Here is a 21,837-nt window from a genome sequence, read left to right as displayed (position 1 = left end):
TGATAGCGGCCAACAACCCTGCATCTTGAAAGATGACGGGGATATTAGTTTAATGCTTTGAGTAAATCCCTACGCTGCTGCTCCAGAGCCGTCACACGTCCACATACTTCGTGCCCAAATTGCTGGAAATCCTGTTCCTGATTATTCCATTCGTTTTGGATAGCCTGCTGCAGCCCACCCAGATTACCCATAATGGCCTGCAATGGATTATTACCGCCACTGCCGCTGGTCGCCTGCTTAACACCCATTTCATTGAGGCTGTCTTGCAACACACCCCCCATACTCTGTTGCACCAACTGACGACCGTCTTTTTCAACCTCATCAATAGCTTTATGATGGAAAGTTAAGCCGTCGCTGCGTTTCTCAATGATACGACTCATTTGTTGTTTAAGCTGTTCATTCAGCGTTGTCAGCCGGTTACGCACATTGCTGTTACTCCCCAATTGCTGAACAATCACTTTATCCAATGAAACCCGCGCTTTTTCCAGGCGCTGCTGCGCTCCCTGATCTATCCACGGTAAATCTTTGCGCAAGGCCGTCTGATAGCGGAAAGCCTGCTGGCGCTGCGCATCGGTCAGAGTTAATGTCTTACCATTACGTGTAACATCACCGTCGGGTGAAATCTGCAAATTACCGCTGGCACCCACCACCTGTACGGATTGCGGGCTGATAATTACATCATCCTGCGGCTTTACACTGCACTGATAATCAGCTTGTACCTGCCAGGCAGTCAGCATCAATACTGCGAGACCGACCGTTCGTAATGCTTTCAATTTAAGTAACATAAGACTCCTAAGAAGCTCTGTGCCATCGCGTATTTCTATGGCTTTATCGCTATTTATAACGTGCTAATCCCCACCCTGCCAGAATTTACTTTAGGCATGAAGGGGAGCTGTCCTAAAAAATAGAGCGGCCAATCCGCTGTGCCAATAGCTCTAAGGCGGCCGTTCCAGCCAGAGAGTTCCCCGCATGGTCTAATTCCGGTGACCAAACCGCAATACATAACTCATCAGGCACAATGGCGATAATTCCACCCCCGACCCCCGATTTACCCGGCATACCCACGCGGAAGGCAAACTCACCAGCACCATCATACATACCACTGGTAATCATCAGAGCATTGATTTGCCGCGCTTGCATTGGTGTGATAAGCGAGCCATGCCCACTAATACTGCGCCCCTGATTTGCCAGATAGACAAAGCAGCGAGCCAGTTCGACACAACTCATGCGCATGGCGCAATAGTGGAAATAGGTCTGAAGTACCGTCAGAACATCGTTGTTGAAATTACCAAACGACTTCATTAGATAGGCAATAGCAGCGTTGCGATCTGAATGTTCAAATTCCGAGCGCGCCACTCGCGGGTCGTAGCTAATGTTGTCGTCATTCACTAACTGACGCACCACTTCTAACATCCTTTGCTTTGGCGCACTCAGGCGGCTTTGTAGCATATCGCATACCACCAGCGCCCCGGGATTAATAAACGGGTTACGCGGCTTGCCCTTTTCTAACTCTAACTGCACCAGCGAGTTAAACGGCTGGCCTGATGGCTCTTTACCCACTCGCTGCCATATTTCCTGCTCCCCATAACGGGATAATGCCAGCGTCAAACTTAATACTTTTGAAATCGATTGAATAGAAAAGCGCTCATTAGCATCTCCGGCCTGATATATCGTGCCATCCAGTGTACAGACTGCGATACCCAATTTGTCAGCCGAAACTTCGGCCAAGGCTGGGATATAATCTGCCACTTTCCCTTGACCAATCAGCGGGCGCACCTGCTGCAAGATATCCAGCAGCAAGCTATTATCTAAACCTGTTGTTACCCCTAAAGCTGCTGCCACAACAATGCTCCCAATCAATTTCCGGTAACCGTTTCCGCTAACAGCTTCTGATAAAAACAAAGGCGCCTGCATTAGGCGCCCTTATCAATTATCTACCGTTAAAACGGAAGATCAATCCCACCAGATATCAAACAGCTCACTGGTTTCTACATTTTTCAATTTGCGAGCTTCCAGCCACTTAGTCACTAGTGCACGGTGTTCATCAGTGCAATGACCAATCTCTTGCAGGCAAATCAGACCTTCCCACTGCAAATAGCCGCTGCCATCAAATGCCAGGCCATTTGCCTCAATGACTTCATCGATAAAAGCATCGACAGTTTCATCAATAACATCAACACCAGTGCCTTCTGGGAAAGTCCACTGTACAGAAAAACCTAACTCCTGAAACTCGTCGATATGCATTTTTTTGCGTAAACGACGACTACGATTCTTAGCCATTATTCTTTCCTCTCAAACATCAGATCCCAAACGCCATGTCCCAGGCGCTGGCCGCGTAATTCAAATTTTGTCAGCGGACGTGAGTCCGGACGAGGCACATAATCATTCTGCTCTGAAAGATTGCGGTACCCGTTCGCACCTGACATCACCTCCAGCATATGTTCCGCATAATGCTGCCAGTCGGTCGCCATATGGAACACGCCACCTACTTTTAATTTACTTTTTACTAATTCGACAAAAGGTGCCTGGACGATACGACGTTTATTATGGCGCGCTTTGTGCCAAGGGTCAGGGAAAAACAGCTGAACCATGTCCAGTGAGGAATCCGGGATCATATTTTCCAGCACTTCGACCGCATCATGACACATAACCCGCAAGTTATTCAGGCCAGCTTCATTTGCTGAAGCCAGGCATGCGCCAACGCCCGGAGAATGTACTTCTATTCCGAGAAAATTCTGCTGTGGATTGGTGGCAGCCATAGTGACCAGCGAAGTTCCCATACCAAAGCCGATTTCCAATACCACTGGCGCTTCACGGCCAAACAAGGCAGTAAAATCAACAGGGGTCGGCTGATATTCTACGCCCATCACCGGCCAGTAGTTATCGAGCGCCAGTTGTTGGCCTTTGGTCAGGCGCCCCTGACGGCGGACAAAACTACGAATACGGCGCATCGCGCGACCGTTTTCATCAAATTCCGGAGATATGACGTCATTTATCATGGTGCTTTCTGTCTGTTGGTTGCGTATACGAACGCGCATTATGCAAAGATACGCCAGTTTATCAACTCTGGCGGCCATAAGTACAAAATTAAGCTGTAAATAACCTATTAATACGCATTAAAAGCAGCTAACACCGTTGTAGCGTCAGGAACGAAGGGGGTTTACAGTCTGAAGAGTCTATGCTGCAATCCAGCTCTAATTTATTTCTCTGCCGGATATCGATACCTGCTTATGATGCAAGCGCAACAATTCGCGCACGTGGTACTTGAGTGGTACCAACGCTTTGGCCGCAAAACATTGCCATGGCAATTGGATAAAACACCGTATCAAGTCTGGCTATCAGAAGTGATGTTGCAACAAACACAGGTTGCAACGGTCATTCCTTATTTCCAACGCTTTATGCTGCGTTTCCCTGATATTCGTGCTTTAGCCGCTGCTCCGTTGGATGAAGTTCTACATTTATGGACGGGTTTGGGTTACTACGCCCGCGCCAGAAATCTACATAAAGCTGCCCAAACGGTTGTTGAACGCCATCAAGGTGAATTCCCGACGACTTTTGACGAAATTCTCGCATTACCCGGCATAGGCCGATCCACGGCTGGTGCGATTTTATCGCTCTCTTTGGGGCAGCATTTCCCTATTTTGGACGGTAATGTTAAGCGAGTTCTGGCTCGTTGCTACGCCGTTGAGGGATGGCCGGGTAAAAAAGATGTCGAAGGGCGACTGTGGCAAATCAGTGAGGATGTGACCCCAGCAAAGGGAGTAGGCCAATTTAATCAGGCAATGATGGATTTAGGCGCTATTGTCTGCACACGCTCCAAGCCCAAGTGCGAACTTTGTCCATTGAATATAGGTTGTCTCGCTTATGCCAACCATAGTTGGGCGCGCTATCCAGGTAAGAAACCCAAGCAGACGATACCGGAAAAAACGGCCTATTTTCTGTTGCTGCAAAACGGCTCTCAGGTATGGCTCGAACAACGCCCACCCGTTGGGCTGTGGGGCGGGTTATTCTGTTTCCCACAGTTTGCCGAGCAAGATGATTTGGATAGTTGGTTGCAACAACGGGGTATGGCTGCCAGTAAGTTGCGGCAGTTAACCGCTTTTCGTCACACCTTCAGCCACTTCCATTTGGATATTGTTCCAATGTGGCTGGATACTGCATCAGCTCGTGGATACATGGATGATGGGGCAGGTCTCTGGTATAACTTAGCACAACCACCGTCGGTAGGATTGGCCGCCCCAGTTGAGCGTTTATTACTTCAGCTAGCAAAAGAAGAAATGGCAAAAACTAAGTTAGCAAAACCATAACGGGCAACACCGCCGTCTATCCAAACAGTTTTATTTGACGTCAGTCTTAGAAGAGGATTTAGCATGAGCAGAACGATTTTTTGCACCTTTTTAAAAAAGGAAGCTGAAGGACAAGATTTTCAGCTGTATCCAGGTGAAATTGGTAAACGTATCTATAACGAAATCTCGAAAGAAGCCTGGTCACAATGGATAACTAAACAAACCATGCTGATTAATGAGAAGAAGCTCAGCATGATGAATGTCGAAGACCGTAAATTGCTGGAACAGGAAATGGTCAATTTCCTGTTTGAAGGGCAGGATGTTCATATTGAAGGTTATACTCCGCCGAGTCAGTAATCACTCGGGGCCAACACACTGGTAACGTACCGTATGACGGGTATTACCCTAAATAGATCGAGTTACAAAAAGGCAGCTAACGCGCTGGTAACTTGATATATGACGGGTAAATTCCTCATCAAGATATGGCTTGTAAGATGAAGAAAATTTTAGCTTTGTTGGTCATTGCACCTTTGTTAGTGTCTTGCTCAGGCAATAAAAATCAGACAGATAACGAAGCCTTTATCAAAGACACGAACGGTTTCGAAATTTTAATGGGTCAGTTTGCCCATAACATTGAAAATATTTGGGGATTAAAAGAAGTCTTAATCGCGGGCCCCAAGGATTATGTTAAGTATACGGATCAATATCAAACCCGCAGCCATATCAACTTTGATGCCGGTACTATTACGGTTGAAACTATTGCCACGACTGATCCGGCCGCTCACTTACGTCAAGCCATCATTACCACATTATTAATGGGCGATGACCCAGGCTCTATCGATCTCTATTCTGATGCCAACGATATCCAAATCAGCAAAGAACCGTTCCTTTATGGACAGGTACTGGATAACAATGGTGAGCCTATTCGTTGGGAATGGAGGGCTGCACATTTTGCCGATTATTTACTGCAAAATAAAATGCAAAAACGCACGTCTGGTTTGCATGTTATCTGGTCGGTGACTTTGCAATTAGTCCCTAACCACTTGGATAAGCGAGCCCATAAATACCTGCCACTGGTACGGCAATCAGCCGAAAAATATGGTGTAGAAGAATCACTGATTCTGGCAATTATGCAAACAGAGTCGAGCTTCAACCCTTATGCAGTCAGTGGCTCTGATGCGCTAGGTCTGATGCAGGTTGTTCAGCATACTGCCGGGCGGGATGTGTTTAAAATGAAAGGTAAAAGTGGTCAACCTAGCCGCAGTTATCTATTTGATCCTGCTAATAATATCGATGCAGGCACAGCCTATCTATCCATTTTGCAAAATACCTATTTAGGCGGTATTCAAAATACCACTTCACGCCGTTATGCAGTTATTACTTCCTATAATGGCGGTGCTGGGAGCGTGTTGCGGGTATTCTCCAGCGACAAGAACCAGGCAGTAAATATTATTAACAATATGGCACCAGGTGATGTATTCCAAACGCTAACCACTAAACACCCATCAGGTGAATCTCGCCGTTATCTGGTGAAAGTGAATAGCGCTCAGAAGAGCTACCGCCGCCACTAATAACGCTGTAACCTTAGTCGAAAAGATATCTATGGCACAGTTCGCTGTGCCATTTTTTATGGCTAAAATTGTGATCAGCGGATAATTACGTACATTTGAATAGCAACCATTCGCAATAAAAAGATTATAGTATCGCTCACTATTTTCGATTCACTACTGGCAGATTGAACTAATGGACTTTGGACTTACCGCTTTTGAAATGGTGGCAATCTTCTCCACCATGGTCATTGCCTATATTATTTTTGGTATTACTGGTTTTGGTTCCGCGTTAATTGCCAGCCCGGTTTTAGCACTATTTATCCCCGTAGCAAAGATTGTCCCATTGTTAGCCATTATCGATATGGTTGCCGCAATCACCAACGTAGCGCGTCATAGCCGCCATGCAGATATTGCTGAGCTCAAGCGCCTGGTGCCATTGATGATTATTGGCAGCTTGATAGGAGCAACGGTACTTCTGCGAACCCGCCCCGATATTTTACTATTGGCGTTGGGCATATTTGTCATTCTATATGCAATTTATTCTCTCAGCCGACGCAAACCACAAAAGCAGTTCAAGCCTACAGCCGCCATTCCTCTTGGCTTAATTGGCGGTATCTTCAGTGCATTATTTGGTAGCGGCGGGTTTATCTATGCTATTTATTTATCTGGACGGATAGCCAGTAAAGACAATTTACGGATTACGCAGACGACACTTATTGGCCTAAGTACCCTGACCAGAGTGATTTTATTTGCGCTGGCCGGAGTTTATATGGACTTGTCAATTCTATGGATGGTATTGCTGTTAGCCCCTGGCATGTTAGTCGGATTGGCGATTGCCAATAAAATCAGCTTGGGGATCAGCCGCGAACAACTGATTAAGATCATAAACATCTTACTACTGCTTTCAGGTACTGTTTTATTGGTACGTTATTTCGGTTACTAATTATCCTTAGAGGGATAAGCTATAGTATGACAGCCGACATTCTCATCGGCTGTCTATTTGTTTTCAGATTACTGAGTAATGACATAACCCAAAATACGCCGCCGCTCCACATCACCTTTTTCGATATAAACACCCTGCAATTCCGGTGAGAAGCCCGGCAATAAATTGATCCCCTCCTCTAATGCAAGGAAATAGCGCTGCACCGCCCCACCCCACATTTCCCCCGGAACGACACACAACACGCCCGGCGGATAGGGCAATGCACCTTCAGCCGCAATACGCCCTTCCGCCTTAGCAATAGGGATCAGTTCAATATTGTCACGGATAAATTGAATATTGGCATCCTGAGGATTCATAACAACTTGCGGGAAGCTGGCTTTTCGGAACATATCCTTTTGCAGCTGCTTCACATCATAACGGGCATACAGGTCATGCATCTCTTGACATAACTGACGCAAGGTATAGCCGCGATAACGCTCTTCGTTTTTACGATAAATCGTCGGCAATACATCATACAGCAGTGCATCTTGCTCAATATAGCGCTCAAATTGCACTAACATATCAACCAGATGGGCCATTTTACTTGGGTTTTCCGCAGGCGTCAGCAGGAACAAGATCGAGTTCAGATCGCATTTTTCCGGCACAATGCCATTTTCTCGCAAGAAAGTCGCCAGTATCGCTGCTGGCACACCAAACTGGGTATATTGTCCAGTGCTGGCATCAATACCCGGCGTGGTCAGCAATAACTTACATGGGTCCACCAAATATTGGTCTTGGTTATATCCTTCAAACCCATGCCAGCTCTCGTTTGGCTCAAAATTAAAGAAGCTAGGATCATTGGCAATAATGTCCGTATCATAATCCTGCCAATTTACTCCCCTCACTGTAGGTGGAATAAATGGCCGCAACATTGAGCAACGCTCTAATAATAACTTTCGAGTCTCGATACCGAGTTTGACACAGTCCATCCACATACGGCGCCCACTATCGCCAGAGTGTATTTTGGCATTGACGTCCAATGCCGCAAATAAGGGATAAAACGGGCTGGTCGAGGCATGCAGCATAAATGCATTGTTAAAACGCTTATGGTTACAGTGGCGCTTTTGCCCTTTGATGTGGTTATCTTTTTTATGTACTTGCGAGGTTTGGGAAAAACCAGCCTGCTGCTTGTGTACCGACTGAGTCACAATAATCCCAGGATCGTTTTCATTGAGTTCCAGCAACAACGGCGAGAAATCTTTCATCATCGGGATAAATTGTTCATAACCCACCCACGCCGAATCAAACAAAATGTAATCACATAAATGACCAATACTATCAACCACCTGCCGTGCGTTATACACCGTGCCGTCATAGGTACCTAACTGAATGATAGCCAATCTGAATGGCCGTGCATCACCCGCACGTTCAGGAGCAATCTCACTTAATTGCTGGCGTAAATAACGTTCATCGAAACAGTGCGCATCGATACCGCCAATGAAACCAAACGGGTTACGGGCAGTTTCTAAGTAAACAGGCGTTGCCCCTGCTTGAATCAGTGCACCGTGGTGGTTAGATTTATGGTTATTTCGGTCAAATAACACCAAATCACCGCGGGTCAGTAAAGCATTAGTAACCACTTTATTGGCCGCTGAAGTCCCATTCAAAACAAAATAGGTTTTATCTGCATTAAAGACCTTAGCTGCATATTTCTGTGCCTCTTTTGCCGCACCTTCATGGATAAGCAGGTCGCCCAATTTGACATCAGCGTTACACATATCTGACCGGAAAATTGTCTCACCATAGAATTCAAAAAACTGACGACCAGCAGGGTGTTTACGGAAGAACTCACCGCCTTGATGGCCAGGGCAAGCAAAGGTCGAGTTTTTCATCTCGACATATTTCTTTAATGTTGAGAAGAAAGGCGGTAATAGATTTTTTTGATATTCGCTAGCGGCAACCTCTACCTGAGCATTATAAAATGCCTTATTTACCTCACCGAGTGTGATGACGCCTTTAATCAGGGGTAAATACTCCGCAGAAACCGTCTGTTCTGCTGTGACAGCAACAAAAATAGGAATAGCAAAGCCCAGGTCATATAGCTTTGACAATATACCGGCATTCGCATCTTCTATCGACATCACCACGGCGGCAACATCCGTAAAATCAGTCTGATTGAGATATACCATTCCGCGCTGACTTTCTATATAAGAAGCCAAACGAGCACTTGTTGCTATTTTTAATTGTGTCATGTCACTTACTCTCAAACGGTCAGGTATGAGGCTGCCACTTTGGCATATAGATAGCATCACATTGAGAAACTTTTGTGATACCGGCAAATTGATATCTTCGGTGTGCACTTCTCACAGCAAAAGAAAAGCCAGAATAGTGAATAAACTGGTATCAGCATCGACCAATAGACATCAGTAAAATCAGAGAGTTGGCTCTATTTTTAATAATGCCTAACAGTGAGCAACACGTAGCCTTACCGCATAGAAGGGATAATAGACTTAATAGAAATGGAGTAGAAGAAGTGGCTCGCGAGGCGCTGAATATGCATTAGATAGTGTGAAAATGCCATAACCGCCCCCTGCTTAAACTCTCAAAATGATATGGACTAGTCGAATGAATAGTAACGCTAAATTCGCGCAATAATTACATGTTTATGGGAGCGATTCAACCCTTAAAACTCAATAAAAATGCATATTTAGTGAATATCTAAGCCATTGTTATCTAACGACCTGAAAAATAAAAAAACTATAAATCAAACAGATGAAACAGTTCATTACGATGAAAAAATCATCGCACTAACATTTTTTAGCGAATTTCGCATGAAAAGAGAGCAACTGATCGCCTTTATATGAGAAACTCATTGACGATTTGGCGCCAATACGGTTTAATGCGCCCCGTAGCCCGGATAGCTCAGTCGGTAGAGCAGGGGATTGAAAATCCCCGTGTCCTTGGTTCGATTCCGAGTCCGGGCACCACTTTCACTTCTATGTACGTCTCCCAAACTCCACAAAACTCAAGTATAATCACTGCCATACATCATTTTCTGACATTTCGAACTCCACTGACCTCAACTCAACTCTCTCTAAATCAAGTTGCATCTGGGGGCTTTTCAGGGGGCTCTTCTTGTTCAATGAAATTTGAGGCCCCCATATGGCACTGACAGCCCGGCAGGTCGAGACCGCTAAGCCCAAAGAGAAGGACTATAAACTCTCTGACGAACGTGGTCTTTTTCTCCTGGTAACCACCACAGGAAAACGATACTGGCGTATGAAATACCGTATCGCCGGTAAAGAGAAAAAGTTATCTATTGGTGTTTACCCAGAGATATCCCTGGCTGATGCGCGTGTAAAACGTGATGAGGCCAGAAAGGTGATTGCTGAGGGTGGCGACCCGAGTGAGAAAAAGCAGCTCGAAAAACTCGCCAAAAAGATATCTGTCGTCAATACCTTCAGGGCGCTCGCTATGGAGTGGCACAAGCACAAGTGTATCTCATGGTCGGAAAGCTACGCTGAGAGCGTTATGGAAGCGCTGGAGAAGGATATCTTCCCACATGTGGGCAAACGTCCCGTTGCAGAGATCCTTCCTCTGGAGATGCTGGAGGTTTTACGCCTGATAGAAAAACGCGGTTCGCTGGAAAAATTACGTAAGGTCAGGCAGTACTGCAATCAGATCTTCCGCTACGCCATCGCAACAGGACGTGCGACGATTAACCCAGCAGCAGAACTGACCGGTACGCTGACCGCACCAAAAACCGAGCACTTCCCTCACCTACAGGCATCCGAGTTACCCGCATTTCTTGCCAGTCTGGCTGATTACCATGGCAGTTGCATTACACGCATGGCAACCAGCCTGCTGTTGCTCACAGGAGTGCGCACTATTGAACTACGCGCTGCAGAATGGCAAGAGTTTGATCTGGAGAATGCGTTATGGACAATCCCTGAAAGCCGCATGAAGAAGCGCCGTAAGCATCTGGTGCCTTTGTCAGGCCAGGTACTGGCGATACTGCAGGAGCTTCACACCTACACAGGTCAGTATCAACTGGTATTTCCTGGACGCTGCAATATCAACAAGCCGATGAGTGAAGCCAGTATTAACATGGTGATCAAACGTATCGGCTACGATGGCAAAGCTACCGGTCACGGTTTTCGGCACACGATGAGTACCATTTTGCATGAGCAGGGTTTTAATACAGCCTGGATCGAGATGCAGCTCGCTCATGTGGATAAAAACAGTATTCGTGGGACGTATAACCACGCTCAGTATTTGGATGGGAGGAGGGAGATGATGCAGTGGTATGCAAGCTACATCGACAGTCTTTATGCTCAGTAAAAGCGGATGACAAAATAGCCGATACTGACGAGGTACACCAGCTCAGCCTTTGTGGCTGGGCTGCCCGGCTATTTATTTTTTTGACAAAATATTGTCAGTGCAACCGTCTTTTTCGGAACGCAGCAGGATAATCGCATCTGAATCGATCACTGATTCGTTCGCATCACCATTGTAGTGATGTGATGAACACCCCTTCCTAAGGGCACTGTTCATTTTTTTGAAGAAATCACACAATGGTATTGTCCGATATGCATTACGACAATGAGTTTAAATACATAATCAACATACATGGAATATAAACGGACAAGAAAACAGCGCTTCGTTCGAAAACAGTAAGATGATTTCCTTTTTTAAAAAAGGAAATCAGGCCATTCAATCTAAAAAATACAATAATTTTATTGGCTGAACTCAATTTATTTACACATTCTTGAATTTTTATATAGATATACAGAGAAGCAATAAATGCCATAAGGATCGAAAATGCAGAGAGATGATAGTGTTCAAAGATCTCCCAACCACGGAATACAAACACTCCTTCCATAAAAATAAGAAATGAAAACCATCTTGTTTTTCTGTTATTCATGCATTTCCCTTATAAAACAACTGATAGTTCATAGTGTATATTAGGGGCTTACACACCGCGCCTTTATCTCTCAGGTGCATAAGCAGGACTCATATTTGAATACGTAACATCGTTATGGCCGAATATCAATAACAGTACCAGCCGGAACACGGGACCATATTTCCCGCATATCGCTTATTCACCGCAACACAACCATCTGTCCAGTCGAAATGCGGAAAGCAGGTCCGAGCCATCCCCAACCATTAGGCAGTCCGTAGATCATGATGTTTTCACCTGCCGGATAACGTTCTGCCTGACTGCATTGGATATCATGAGTATCAGGAGAGGAAATGTGCAAAACGAGCTACTTTTCTATGCTCTTTTATTACGGCCCTGGATTACAATTAATTCAACTAATCTTAATATGATTGGTTGATATTAATGGAGCCTCTAATTCGCTACACATGATTTGTATAGTGATGTTACCCTCTCCCTGAGATACAGGGATAACAGCAATACTTTCCAGGCTAATTTCTCTGGTATGAGGAAGTTTATGCTGTGCGATTTTTAGAATGTTATCATCTATATTCCCTGTGTTATTAGTATTGAGGAGTCGATTCAAATTTTTCAGCGATGAGAAAGGTCTTTCAATTTGATATGAGGATAAATGGCTATGTATACCGCCCAGCGCTGAAAATTGTGAGGAAATGCTCAGAAATTTATCACCGACAGAATTTTTCATCCGGTGTTTTTTTCGGGCCTTATCCACGGGCGATTCCAGCATGTCCATGCTAATATAGTTATAATCATCTATTTCATTTTTCCATATAACCTTCACAACATCAGGAAATGAAATCTTAATGTAAATGTCACTGGCTGGTTTTGTACCGTGGTTAAATACAATAGGTTTAATTAACAAAGAATTTTCTTTATTCTTAGCTATGTTATTATTATCCAACCATTCTTTGAATTTTTTATCACTTGGAAGTTTACTGTTATACTTATCAATCTCCTCTCTGGTAAGATACTCATGTAATTCACCGGGGATATCATTGAAATCGATCCATTCTGGACATTTAAAATGACGATCAGGAGTCCATGTCAAATTGATGTTGTCTTCATCAAAGATCTTGATCCCAAGATTTGGTGTACGATTGGAAAAGAGTTTTTCATATTCTGCAAGTTTTTGCTTTAATTTTCTGTTTTCTGCCGATAGCTCGGTAATCTCGGCCAGAACTTCAGGACCTGCTACTTCGCTTGCTCTCGCCCAGCCAGTTCTGGGAATACGTTTGAACGCTTTAGGTAAAGCAAGAGCAACCTGAGTTGCCAGCTCATCAGGTGTTGACCAGAAGTTGCACATTTTGTTAGCTTGCGCTTTGTTTATAAAATCATCAAGCTTTATTGCCAGTTCTGGATTAGTTTCCCTTTCTCCAGGTAATGTTGGGATATCCCGATTACGTATGAACGCAAGTACAGGAATACCTAATTCACGGGCATAATCATATTCTCTTTCGGTATAGCTGAACTCTTGCTCCGGAGACAACGAACCATATCTGTGCCCGATAATGACAACATAATAATCACTACCCTCTATAGTCTCCTTGATTACTTCCCATTGTTCAGCATCATCTGCGCCAAACATCTCCATCCCAACAGGAAAATGGTAAGCTACAAGTATTGTATCTATGACTTTTTTTCTGACTTCAACGAGATCTTTGTAGGTTGAACTGACAAAAATCTGATATTTTTTGGATTCCATAACGTTTCTTCTGCAAAATATTAATTGATTGTCTGTAAAACATATTCTGTGTCGTGATTGTTACACACCCTATTTTTCCTGCTGCAAAATCAAACTATACTTCGACATCTCAATCACCCGCTCGTCATCAGGTTCGAGGTCATAACGCATCAGCACCAGACGCCAATTATTCGTACGAATATTTGGCGTTCTGTAATATACAATATAGCAATACTCCACATCTTTTTATCCATTTTTAGATCAATGCTGACAGCCAGTAAAGAGAATGGACTAGTGCTTCCTGATTTTAGATATTTTTACAAGTGCGCCAATCAAAATTACCACCCCCTCTAAAATTGGTCATGACTCAAATGCGTTGTAATGGTGTCTTTCGATATAGGTGCCAATAACCTTCTCATGAAGTTCTACTGAGCGTGAATAGCATATTGTTTTACGTGCAAGCCGCTTAATATGTATACGTAAATTGAGATTATGTCTCTCAATTCGCTGGGTAAATATCTTTCCCACCAGATGGATTTCTGACGGGACTTCACGGCTATAACTTCCCCAGTCATCCGTCGTGATAAAACCCAAGCTAAAAGGCTGAAACAATGCCAGAAGGCGGCGACAAGTTTCATCGGTTCGCGGGCCAAAAACATGGGCAATAACCTGTTTTCTTTTTGTATCAAAGGCATACCATAACCAGTGGCGATTTTTCTTGTTACCGACAAAAGACCATTGTTCATCAACTTCACAAATGAGTGTCACATCTTCATAAGCAACAGCACGTGTTGTTACCTGTTTTGGCGAGAGTTTTTTAATGTACGCAGGACGGTATTCATACTGATATTCAGTACCCGGCCAGATTCACGAACACCCGAACCATTCATGGCCATATCGACAATCTGCTTTCTGACACCAGGCTTATGGGCGTTATAGCGATAATTAAGCTGAAAGGTTCGTCGACAATCCTGGCAGTAATACCGCGGGAACCCTGCTTTCCCCGAACCATGCTTACGGACAGGTTCAGTCTGATGACAATATCGGCAGGAAACTTCAATCGTGACGGTCATACAGCTCCTGAAAAAGCGGGGAGTTTACTAAATTAACGCTTTGGCGTCATGACCCTAAAATTCTGTTCAGGATAGTTATCAGGCAGTGTCAGGGCTTTTATGCCCGGGCGTCCGTTCTTTTTTGATCCTGTATGGCATTACCAAGTGGATTGAGTGACATCGGATTTCAATAGCGTAATAGGTCTACTCGTGCTCAGTCAGATATCCATGCTTTTTTAGCATATCGTCGCAACCCTTGTTTTTCGGCCTGCCGGTGAACCGAATTAACGGTCCTGCCTGGTAACATCGCGACAATTTTTCTCCCCTGCACCGGATAAAATTGTCGGAGAATGCTGAGTGCGTATTCCGACCCAAACCGACCATTGATTCCGATTTAATCCGATCGCACTTTCCGATTTAATTCGACCACGAATTCCGATTTGTTTCGGCCAGATTTGGCCTTCCGTCGGAATCCGTGATCCTGGCTCCGGAATCCGTGATCGGATTGTCGGAATCGGTGATCCTGTTGTCGGAATCCCGCGCTTTTCACTTTTAAAACAATGGACAACACTTCTTCCTGATAACGCATCTTCCGGAGGAGTGTCGCCATGGCAAGACTGAGAACGCGGATGAGTAAAATTAAAGAACTGCTGCGCCTGAAATTTGACTGTCACCTGCCCAACAGGAGCATATCGGCCTGTCTGAATATCGGGTGCAGCACCGTTTCGGATGTGGTCACCCGCTTCAGGGGGAGCCAGCTGGCGTGGCCCCTGCCGGAAGAGATGACGGAATCACAACTCGAGGCGTTGCTCTATACCGGACGCGCCAGCGACAGCCATAAACGGATGCCGGACTTCCCGCTGTGCCATCAGGAACTGAAGCGTAAGGGGATGACCAAGATCCTGCTCTGGCAGGAATATCAACGGGAAGCCGGTGAAAATGCCTACGGATACAGCCAGTTCTGTAACCTCTATGGTGAATGGCTGAAGCTACAGAAGCGCAGCATGCGTCAGCATCATGTCGCAGGAGAGAAGCTGTTCCTCGACTTCTGTGGGCCGACGATCCCGGTTATCAACCCGGATACGGGTGAGGTCCGGCAGGCACAGATCTTCGTCGCCACACTCGGTGCCTCGAACTACACCTATGTCGAAGCCTGTGAAAACCAGCGCCAGGAAAGCTGGCTGATGGCCCACGTCAGGGCGTTCGAGTTCTTCGGCGGTGTTCCTCAGCTTCTGGTGCCGGATAACCTGAAAGCGGCAGTCAGCCGCGCAGACCGCTATGAGCCGGTACTGAACGAAAACTACCGTAAGCTGGCCCGGCACTACAACACGGCGGTGATCCCGGCCCGACCGCGCAAACCAAAAGACAAACCCAAAGTCGAAAATGCCGTTCTGGTCGTGGAGCGCTGGATCCTGATGCGGCTGCGGCATGAGGTGTTCCATACGCTGGCTGCGCTGAATCTGGCCATCAGCGAGCTGCTGCAGGAGTTGAATGAGCGGCCGTTCCGTCGGTTACCGGGTTGCCGGAAAAGCCTGTACGAACAGCTGGACAAGCCCGCACTGAAGGCGCTCCCGCCATACCGGTATGAATACGTTGATATCCGCCGGGCGAAGGTCGGCCCGGACTATCACGTGCTGTACGGCAAACATGCGTACTCCGTCCCTCATCCACTGGTTGGCAGCCATATCGATATCGAGGCTGGCGCCCGACTGGTTCGCCTCTATCACCGGGGAGCACTGGTTGCCCAGCATCCGCGGGCACAGCAACAGGGTGGCTTCACCACGCAGGCAGAGCATATGCCGGAATCCCATCGCCGGCAGCGATGGAGCCCGGAAAGGCTGCTGTCCTGGGGAGAGAGCATCGGCAGCGCGACCCGTGCCGTGGTGGCCTGGCATCTGCACCACCGGGCACATCCGGAACAGGCTTACCGGACCTGCCTGGGGTTGCTCAATCTCAGTCGCGAATATGGTGATGCCCGGCTGGAGAATGCCTGCCAGCAGGCGCTGTTACTGGAGCGACCATGGCGGCAGGTGATCCTGAATCTGCTGACCAACCACCGGGACCGGCTGAAAGACGAAGCGCCGGATGAATCCCCTGTCGAGCACAGCAATGTACGCGGTGCCGGGTACTACCACTGAGGAAACCATAATGCACAATAACCTGCTGGAACAGATACGGGCCCTGCGGCTGGGGCATATGAGTAACGCGCTGGAGCTGCAATGGTCACAGCCGATGACTTACACCTCGCTGAGCTTCGAGGAGCGTCTGGGGCTCCTGCTGGAGCACGAACTGCTGCAGCGGGAGGTCTCGAAGGTCAATCGCCTGCGACGACAGTCGAAGCTGAGGCTGGATGCGCAGCCTTCACAGCTTGACTACCGGCCGGAACGGGGACTGAACCGGCAGTTGCTGGTACAGCTGCTGACCGGCGCTTATGTCCACCGTCATGAAAATGTGCTGATCACCGGGCCAACAGGGTGCGGGAAAACGTATGTTGCCTGTGCCCTGGGTGAGCAGGCCTGCCAGCAGCATATCCAGGTGGTGTACTACCGGCTGACGCGACTGCTTGATGACCTGAATATCGGCCATGCCGACGGGAGTTACCAGAAACAGCTGCTACAACTGTCGAAAAAGGAGCTGCTGATCCTTGACGACTGGGGTCTTGAAAAGCTGAACACCCGGCAGTCCTCAGACCTGCTGGAAGTGATGGAAGACAGATACCAGCGGGGAAGCACTATCATCATCAGCCAGCTACCGGTGAGTGAATGGTACAAACTGGTGGGTAACCCGACGGTTGCAGATGCGCTGATGGACCGCCTTCTGCATAACGGACATCGTGTTGAGCTCAGGGGAGAGTCAATGCGTAAACTGGCGCAAACCGATCAGACGAGTTAAAAACTAAAGTAAGAAATAACCAGCGCGGGAAGCGCGATCGAAATCACCGGAATCACTGACCGGAATCATCGGAATACGCACTGAGTTCTTCTGACGTCCATGCCTCTGCTCTTTTTAATCCTAATTTGGTCGCCTGCGTAGCAATAGCTCGTCTGGAACGATGAGGTAATAATGCATGAATTTCATTAAGATTATCTGAGTTAGCGTATTCAGAGGTTAATATCGCGTTCTCTTCAGGAGTCCATTTTCTGAGTCGCGCTTTCCCGAGTTTCAGAACAATAGCTCTGTTCCTCACAGCACTGACTGTTTTGTTGAGAGTAGTGGCGATATCCTCAACATCCATATGACCATAGTGCTCTTTCAAAAATTTAATTGCATCAGGATGCCAATCCCGGGCATCGGTAACACCGGCTTTAGCTGCCTGTTTTCTGATAGATTCCTTATCACGGTGCGGCAACAGAGTCTGCACCATGACAATACCAGCACCGTGTGAATAATATTTTTTCACTATCGCAATTTCAGCTGGCGACCATGGTTTAGCTCCCGTACGACCAATACCAAGTTTTAGCGCCATTGCTCTGACTGCCGGAATACCTCTCCCCAGGAAATCTGCTATCTGCTGCGTTGGGAGTTTGCCGTAGCTCTTTTCGACATACTCCATCTCACTGATACTCCAGCGAGAACAATGGTTTCGTCGGCGTAAATTTTTAACAGACATCTGTTATTACTCTAATCACTCAATGTTTTACATCAGTCACGCTGTTTTTCCTGTGCCAGCGTAGAGATTTGCGCCCGGAGGTGTTGCTCGACCTGCCGGACCTGCAGCTGACGCTGTTGCGAGTCTTCAGGGCGCAGCTTCAACTGCCGAAGCTGTTCTTCCACCGGCACGGTCTGTCGGAAGCTTGTCAGTATGCCAAAGACCTGCGATTTAAGTTCACTGACGGTAATGTATTTTCCTCTCTGACCATCAAGCGCATTCAGTTTATCAGCAAGTGCCTGAAGCTGCGTCATACCTTCATGCCAGCCATTCATTGTATCGAAAGGAAGTACTGAAACATTAATCTGTTGCTGCCACTGTTGTAGCAGAGGCTTTGCCTGTTCCGGCCGCAATGCCTGAACCTGTTCGATGAGTTTTCTGGCGTAAGTTATATTCCAGTCAGGAAGTAATTTATCCAGTCGGTCAAGCTGCGGTTGTGTCTGAGCGATAAGGTCCTTCGGTAACGAAGTTTGCTGACGCAACATGTCCAGTTGTTCAGGTGTGAGAGGTGCAGGTAATGGTGCCAGTGAGGCTGCAAGCTGGGTCTTTAGTGGATCAGGCTGGTGAAAATACTGCCAGCCCCACACTGCAACGGTGCTCATCACCAGCATAGTACACATCCCGGCAGCGAAAAATTTCCACTTTTTAACCGGAGCAGGCATTGCCGCCAGCACTTCCACGTTCGGCTGCGGTTCCGGCTGCGCAACATACACCCACTTCACTGCACTCTCTGGCGTATCTTCATCCGGACCACCTGCAAAGTCTCTCATGGATGCTGTCACAGCATTCATCACGGTGGCAGGCAACACAATACCTGGCTGAATGTTCGACCCGGTGCTGGTAATGCCATCGCTGTTTTCCAGCCGGACAGCACTGTTGTGCATCAAAGTACGCAACGTATCGAGCTGGCTGAGATGCTTAAGCTCCAGACGCTGCAGCACCTCTCCTAGGCCACTGAGCAGTTGCTCCGCCCGGTACAACTGGCTGAGGTCACTGTAATTGAGCGGGAGCGAACGCATCCGTTGCTGCAGACGCTGACTCAGACTGCTGAGGATTTCCATGCGGGCATGGACTGGCTGAGGCCACAGCGCCCCCCACTGATGGCTTATCAGCGCCTCGATTATCGTCAGACCTTCATTGAGGCCGAATAAGCCAGCCAGTTGCGTACGGGCCAGCGTGTACCAGGCCGCTGTCTGTAACTCCACGCCATTCTGCTCAAACAGTGAGAGACAGAGTTTTTCGACATAATGCCAGTTCACATCCGGACGCGCCGGATGGGTCAGCTTGCCCAGTTCATCACGCAGGACGGTATAATCCGGCAGCGCCCTGGGGTCGCCGCCGGTTTTGATTTTACGCGTGGGAATGTCATTCATGACCAGTTGTCCATTTGACGTATCAGGAGAGATTAAAGGTTATCGTTTATGCGGCTTCGCTTTCTGCATATTCGAGACTCTGCAGATACTGTAACGCTACCGGGTCAGCAATATATTCAACCTGCCCGTGGTGACGCTCAACCTCATCGATTATCCGACTGAGTTCAACCCGAAAAAATTCCTTACGCAGATTAATTCGGTTTATCCGGTAGCTTTCCAGATGGTCATGCAATGTCTTTTCAAGCGCAGGGGCGTCATCGCAGGAAATCATGGCGTGGACGTCAAAATCAAACGGCACGGCTGCCCCACTCAGTTCTTTCACACGCTCCATAGGCTCCAGCCGTCGGGTCATACCGATTTTAAATACGTTTTCACCAAAGGAGCCGATATTCGAAATCACATACACATGCCCCTGCTTCGTGAGCTGGGCCATAGATTTGGCGCGTTCATACTGCTGATGCACGTCCTGGATTTTCTGCTCCAGCTCCAGACGCTGTCGTTCCAGCTCTTCCCTGTGGGCACCTTCGGCAGCTAGAAGGGCTTCGTCCAGTAAACGCTGCTGCTCCGCAAGGCGTTGCTCTTCCTCTTCTGCTTCGCGCTGCTGCTGCTCCAGTTCATCCTGACGCTGTTTTTCTTCCCGCATCTGACGCTTGAGCTCAGCCTGGTATTCTTTTTCTTCCTGCGCTTTTTCCAGCAGGGCGACCTTATCCAGAAACTGCTGTTTTACGCTTTCCCAGTCGGCATTATCTTCAAGTTCCAGAAAGGTGATTTTCTCGCTGATAGCAGCGTAAGCATCTCCCTCCTTCATGAGCTGGTCATACCTGCTTTGCCAGTTATTCACCGTGGTGCCGGAAAGCAGGGTTTTAACCTTAAACTTATACGCGGAGTCCACAATACGCTGCAGTGCCCGTGAGGCTTTATTTCTGGCATTGTGAAAGTCATCCCACTGACCGGAAAGCTGTTTCTTTTCCTGATACAGGCCGCGAGCCACTTCAGTACTGACAGTTTCTTCAAAGGCTTTCTCTTTCTGTGCCAGGTCCGACATGGCCTGTTCGAGTTCTGCTGTTTTCTTCCGGAAACCCCGGTAAATGAAAATTCGTATTATCAACGCACCAGCTATCAGTAAACCAAAAAACAGACCGATTATTCCGGCCGGATTCGACACAGATTCAATAAATCGCTCATTAATATTGATTAATGCTTTTACCGCAACATAAATACCCCAGGCAATGACGCCAATAATAACCAGGATAATACCCGCTGCATTGTCATCTTTTTTTCTTCGTGCCATGCTTTATTTCTTTCCTTTCTTCTTACAATCTTAACTATTTAATCTGAATAACGGGCAAGAGCCTTTCCTGTACCCGATTAATACTGGTTCCCTGAGCAAATCGGTAAATGTGTGTATCCGGGCTTGCTGGCCATATAGAGGGGAGCGCATGTGGGCTGGCGGGGTTGGGTACTGACTGGTTCGTCGTTTTCTGCAACGGGTTGCGGCTCCTGCTTTTTCGCAGTTGTCACTTTTTTCGTCTTAGCTTTGCGAGCGGAAGTAGACTGTTTTACCGGATTGCTGGTTGCTGAGGAACCATACCCGGAACAAAATCGTTTCGACTGACTCAGACTCCCGTCATTACAGACAAAACGACCACCCGATGTGCAGTGCGCTATCCCACCTTTCGAACCCGAGCAGGGCTGCCTTCCACGCGCAGCATCAGCCTGCGCCGTAAAAAGAACTCCTGAGACCAGAAGGAAGATTAATTTTCTCATTTCCATATCCATGATTTATTTCGTTACTTTGGGGTGAAGTAATCCGAAAGCTATTAACCGTTTCGTAAGGAAAATTGGCAATGACTCAAAGCAAAAAAATAATGATTCATTTTTCAGCCCCCGCTATGGCAGAAGCGCCAGGATCAAACTAAAAAATGTGCTCTCATCAAAATCCTGCCCGGGACGGGATAAAGCACCAGGCGGAGTAAAGGTCCAGTCACTCACGGTACCTGACCGCATGAACAAACGCCCCAGTGGAATCACACGACCTCCATCATGAAAGGTCGCCTCCACGCACCCGGTCACGCCCTGACCGTACAAAAATACCGGCATAAATTTTACGGCCCGGTCGTCGACACGCAGGACGATACCGGAAATATCAAAAGTTCCGCCCTCCACCAGCAGGTCCGTGACGGATGCCGTGAACGTCTCCACACTCAGTCCGGTATCCACCAGCCACACGTCCATCTGCTCCTGAAGCTGGGTGATGCGCAGGCGAAATTCTGCGATATCGGCCAGAGTCTTGCTGGTAAACGAGACCGGGGCAGGCTGTCTGGCCTGCAGTTTTTTGAGGAACTGTGCTTTTACTGACATGGT

Annotated in this window: 19 protein-coding genes and 1 tRNA gene; 8 read left to right on the top strand and 12 right to left on the bottom strand. The window is 47.2% G+C overall.

Going from position 1 to position 21,837, the window contains the following annotated elements; translation table 11 throughout:
• Positions 1-44: 44 nt before the first annotated feature.
• The 4 genes from ACF3VQ_RS03780 to trmB form a co-directional block, all read right to left on the bottom strand.
• Complete coding sequence (locus ACF3VQ_RS03780) at positions 45-785, bottom strand: DUF2884 domain-containing protein (RefSeq protein WP_392433461.1); 741 nt, start codon at positions 783-785, stop codon at positions 45-47.
• Between the two features lie 112 nt (positions 786-897).
• Positions 898-1,914, bottom strand: coding sequence for a glutaminase B (glsB, locus tag ACF3VQ_RS03775; protein ID WP_392433460.1), 1,017 nt, complete (start codon positions 1,912-1,914; stop codon positions 898-900).
• A 39-nt stretch (positions 1,915-1,953) separates the two neighbouring features.
• Complete coding sequence (locus ACF3VQ_RS03770) at positions 1,954-2,280, bottom strand: YggL family protein (RefSeq protein ID WP_005173625.1); 327 nt, start codon at positions 2,278-2,280, stop codon at positions 1,954-1,956.
• The gene (gene trmB / locus ACF3VQ_RS03765; protein WP_392435436.1) at positions 2,280-2,999 is read right to left on the bottom strand and encodes a tRNA (guanosine(46)-N7)-methyltransferase TrmB; all 720 of its coding nucleotides are present in this window, start codon (positions 2,997-2,999) and stop codon (positions 2,280-2,282) included. The genes ACF3VQ_RS03770 and trmB overlap by 1 nt, the downstream gene beginning before the upstream one ends.
• A gap of 231 nt (positions 3,000-3,230) precedes the next feature.
• Here trmB and mutY point away from each other — a divergent pair, with 231 nt between their 5' ends.
• From mutY to ACF3VQ_RS03745, 4 genes are all read left to right on the top strand, one after another.
• Positions 3,231-4,307 carry an A/G-specific adenine glycosylase gene (gene mutY / locus ACF3VQ_RS03760; protein WP_392433459.1) on the top strand — a complete coding sequence of 359 codons (1,077 nt, stop codon included), beginning with the start codon at positions 3,231-3,233 and terminating at the stop codon, positions 4,305-4,307.
• A gap of 63 nt (positions 4,308-4,370) precedes the next feature.
• The gene (locus ACF3VQ_RS03755; protein ID WP_004703528.1) at positions 4,371-4,643 is read left to right on the top strand and encodes an oxidative damage protection protein; all 273 of its coding nucleotides are present in this window, start codon (positions 4,371-4,373) and stop codon (positions 4,641-4,643) included.
• 137 nt (positions 4,644-4,780) lie between these two features.
• Positions 4,781-5,857, top strand: coding sequence for a membrane-bound lytic murein transglycosylase MltC (mltC, locus tag ACF3VQ_RS03750; protein WP_392433458.1), 1,077 nt, complete (start codon positions 4,781-4,783; stop codon positions 5,855-5,857).
• A 172-nt stretch (positions 5,858-6,029) separates the two neighbouring features.
• Positions 6,030-6,779: a sulfite exporter TauE/SafE family protein gene (locus tag ACF3VQ_RS03745; RefSeq protein WP_392433457.1), complete on the top strand. Its 750-nt coding sequence runs from the start codon at positions 6,030-6,032 to the stop codon at positions 6,777-6,779.
• 68 nt (positions 6,780-6,847) lie between these two features.
• Here ACF3VQ_RS03745 and speF read toward each other — a convergent pair whose 3' ends face one another.
• The gene (gene speF / locus ACF3VQ_RS03740; protein ID WP_392433456.1) at positions 6,848-9,010 is read right to left on the bottom strand and encodes an ornithine decarboxylase SpeF; all 2,163 of its coding nucleotides are present in this window, start codon (positions 9,008-9,010) and stop codon (positions 6,848-6,850) included.
• Between the two features lie 659 nt (positions 9,011-9,669).
• Between speF and ACF3VQ_RS03735 the strand changes: the two genes are divergently transcribed.
• Together ACF3VQ_RS03735 and ACF3VQ_RS03730 are read left to right on the top strand one after the other, a co-directional pair.
• A tRNA-Phe gene (locus ACF3VQ_RS03735) sits at positions 9,670-9,745 on the top strand.
• Positions 9,746-9,920: 175 nt separating this feature from the next.
• Positions 9,921-11,099 carry a tyrosine-type recombinase/integrase gene (locus ACF3VQ_RS03730; RefSeq protein WP_392433455.1) on the top strand — a complete coding sequence of 393 codons (1,179 nt, stop codon included), beginning with the start codon at positions 9,921-9,923 and terminating at the stop codon, positions 11,097-11,099.
• Between the two features lie 971 nt (positions 11,100-12,070).
• Here ACF3VQ_RS03730 and ACF3VQ_RS03725 read toward each other — a convergent pair.
• The gene (locus tag ACF3VQ_RS03725) at positions 12,071-13,420 is read right to left on the bottom strand and encodes a DUF4062 domain-containing protein (RefSeq protein WP_392433454.1); all 1,350 of its coding nucleotides are present in this window, start codon (positions 13,418-13,420) and stop codon (positions 12,071-12,073) included.
• 339 nt (positions 13,421-13,759) lie between these two features.
• Positions 13,760-14,472, bottom strand: a protein-coding gene (locus ACF3VQ_RS03720) for an IS1 family transposase (protein WP_392433453.1) whose coding sequence is annotated in 2 segments (ribosomal slippage) — positions 13,760-14,220 and positions 14,220-14,472 — 714 coding nt in all. Because the reading frame shifts where the segments join, the coding sequence is not laid out codon by codon here.
• A gap of 587 nt (positions 14,473-15,059) precedes the next feature.
• On the opposite strand from ACF3VQ_RS03720, the gene istA reads away from it, so the two are divergent.
• A complete protein-coding gene (istA, locus tag ACF3VQ_RS03715) occupies positions 15,060-16,589 on the top strand; it encodes an IS21 family transposase (RefSeq protein ID WP_392433452.1) in 1,530 nt (509 codons plus the stop codon).
• A gap of 10 nt (positions 16,590-16,599) precedes the next feature.
• Complete coding sequence (gene istB / locus ACF3VQ_RS03710) at positions 16,600-17,343, top strand: IS21-like element helper ATPase IstB (protein ID WP_020802959.1); 744 nt, start codon at positions 16,600-16,602, stop codon at positions 17,341-17,343.
• 52 nt (positions 17,344-17,395) lie between these two features.
• Here the strand turns inward: istB and ACF3VQ_RS03705 are convergent, their stop codons facing one another.
• The 5 genes from ACF3VQ_RS03705 to ACF3VQ_RS03685 form a co-directional block, all read right to left on the bottom strand.
• Entirely contained in the window at positions 17,396-18,004 is a 609-nt protein-coding gene (locus ACF3VQ_RS03705; RefSeq protein WP_392433451.1) for a hypothetical protein, read from the bottom strand.
• Positions 18,005-18,093: 89 nt separating this feature from the next.
• Positions 18,094-19,473 carry a VasL domain-containing protein gene (locus ACF3VQ_RS03700; protein ID WP_392433450.1) on the bottom strand — a complete coding sequence of 460 codons (1,380 nt, stop codon included), beginning with the start codon at positions 19,471-19,473 and terminating at the stop codon, positions 18,094-18,096.
• A gap of 46 nt (positions 19,474-19,519) precedes the next feature.
• Positions 19,520-20,764, bottom strand: coding sequence for a GIY-YIG nuclease family protein (locus ACF3VQ_RS03695; RefSeq protein ID WP_392433449.1), 1,245 nt, complete (start codon positions 20,762-20,764; stop codon positions 19,520-19,522).
• A 77-nt stretch (positions 20,765-20,841) separates the two neighbouring features.
• Positions 20,842-21,240 (bottom strand): hypothetical protein, encoded by a 399-nt coding sequence (locus ACF3VQ_RS03690; RefSeq protein ID WP_392435435.1) that lies wholly within the window; start codon positions 21,238-21,240, stop codon positions 20,842-20,844.
• A gap of 123 nt (positions 21,241-21,363) precedes the next feature.
• Positions 21,364-21,834: a hypothetical protein gene (locus tag ACF3VQ_RS03685; protein ID WP_392433448.1), complete on the bottom strand. Its 471-nt coding sequence runs from the start codon at positions 21,832-21,834 to the stop codon at positions 21,364-21,366.
• Between the last annotated feature and the right edge of the window lie 3 nt (positions 21,835-21,837).

It is taken from the genome of Yersinia fenwicki (assembly GCF_043099325.1).
Classification (GTDB): Bacteria; Pseudomonadota; Gammaproteobacteria; order Enterobacterales; family Enterobacteriaceae; genus Yersinia.
Note: the sequence above shows the minus strand (reverse complement) of the source record. Positions and strands in the feature narration are given on the sequence as shown.